The sequence below is a fragment of the Ruegeria sp. BHSB056 genome (assembly GCF_059613305.1).
Genome location: NZ_JBXWSG010000177.1, coordinates 1 through 2,020 on the forward strand (window position 1 = coordinate 1; position 2,020 = coordinate 2,020).

Genomic DNA, 2,020 nt, shown 5'->3' on the forward strand with positions numbered 1-2,020 from the left:
GCGAAATCCGGACGCAAGCCCCGCGCCTGCGGATTGACGTGATTGCCTCAAACGATATTCAGGATCTTATGCGGCGCGAGGCAGATATCGCGATCCGCCATGTCCGTCCTGATCAACCCGACCTAATCGCGAAGCTGGTACAGGAGGCGTCGGGGCATTTCTATGCAACCACAGAGTATCTCAACCGTGCGGGACGCCCGAAGTCAAAGCAGGACCTTTCACGACATGAGTTCATCAGCTTCGGCGACGACAATCAGATGATCGCCTATCTGAAACCGCTTGGCATTCACCTGACCAACGAGAATTTCCGGCTTGGGTCTCAGAACGGAATAGTGGCTTGGGAATACGCCAAGCAAGGCTTTGGCATCGCGCCCATGTCGGAGACCGTCGGTGATGCGACACCAGGTATGGAGCGTGTGTGCCCCGGGATGGAGGCCATCACATTTCCGATCTGGTTGACAACGCATCGCGAGTTGCACACCAGCCGCCGCATCCGACTGGTCTATGACTTACTGACCAAGTTCCTGTCCAAATAAAAACGCGCCCGAAGGCGCGCTTTCTATTTGAGCCTGTAATCTCTAACCGCGAAGCACCCCGCCCGTCGCCTTGGCAACCTTGGCAATGATCTTCTCGGCCACAGCTTCGATGTCTTTTTCCTTCAGAGTCGCCTCGGTCGGTTGCAGGCGCACTGTAATGGCAAGGGACTTTTTACCTTCACCAAGGCTGCCGCCGATGAATTCGTCAAAGACACGCACGCTCTCGACCAGTGCTTTGTCGGCACCTGCGGCTGCGTTTACCAACGTCAGCGCTTCGACATCGGCATCGACGACAAAGGCAAAATCACGCTCGACCGCCTGCAAGTCGCGCAGTTCCAGCGCAGCGCGGGTGGCACCAGATTTGCGGGGCAAAGGCACTTCGTCCGGCCAGATGGTGAATGCCATTGCCGGACCTTTTATGTCCATGGCCTGCAAAATGCGCGGGTGCAACTCTCCGAAGACACCCAGTACTTTTTTCGGACCCAGACAGATTCTGCCATGACGACCCGGATGCCACCATGGATCGCCGTCGCGCAGAATCTGAACCTTTTCGGGTGCGCCAATGGCGGCCAGAACGGCCTCTACATCTGCCTTGGCGTCGAACACGTCCACTGGGCGCGCAGCACCGTGCACATCCTTGGGGCCAGAGCGTCCTACCAGCAGACCGGTGATCTGGGTATTCTGATCACCCGGCTCGCCATTGTGAAAGACCGGACCGACCTCGAACAGGGCGACATCCGCGAAACCACGCGCCTGATTGCGGGCCGCAGCCTGCAACAGGCCGGGCAACAGATCGGGGCGCATATGGCTCATCTCGGACGAGATCGGGTTTTCCAGCATGGTCGTAGTTTCACCACCACCGAACAAAGCCGCCGAAGCCTGATCAATGAACGTATAACTGACGCATTCGTTATAACCCAACGCCGCGCAGGTACGGCGCGCCATGGACTGACGGCGTTGCGTCGGGGTCATTACCGGTTTCGGTATCCCCTCGGTCACGCGCGGCAGCGGCCTGCCTTGCAGCTTTGTCAAGGAAGCAATCCGCGCGACCTCTTCCACCAGATCGGCCTCGCCCAGGATATCCGGGCGCCAGCTGGGGACATGGGCCATCTCGCCTTCCAGACGAAAGCCCAGACGGGTCAGGGTCTGTCGCTGTTCGCTTTCGGGAATATCCATCCCAACCAGAGACTGCACCCTTTCCGCATTCAGCTTGTATGCGCGCGCATGGTTCGGCGCTTTGCCAGCCTCAACCACGTTGGAGGCTTCTCCGCCGCAGATGTCCAGAATCATCTGGGTCGCGTGTTCCAGCCCCTCGCGGGTGTACTCCGGGTCGACACCGCGCTCGAACCGATAGCGCGCGTCGGAATTGATCTTGAGCGCACGGCCTGTGAGCGCAATTTGCACATGATCCCAGAACGCGCTTTCGAGGAAAACGTTTACCGTTTCCTCGGTACATCCGGTTTCCTCACCGCCCATGATGCCCG

General features: G+C 58.9%; 2 protein-coding genes. One reads left to right on the forward strand and one right to left on the reverse strand.

Going from position 1 to position 2,020, the window contains the following annotated elements:
• Positions 1-536, forward strand: a 536-nt coding sequence (locus AC2FND_RS20100; RefSeq protein ID WP_496771467.1) for a LysR substrate-binding domain-containing protein, incomplete at its 5' end; no start/stop codon positions are given.
• A gap of 42 nt (positions 537-578) precedes the next feature.
• On the opposite strand, the gene AC2FND_RS20105 is transcribed toward AC2FND_RS20100, so the two are convergent.
• On the reverse strand, positions 579-2,020 hold a 1,442-nt coding region (locus AC2FND_RS20105; protein WP_496771468.1), incomplete at its 5' end, for a phenylalanine--tRNA ligase subunit beta.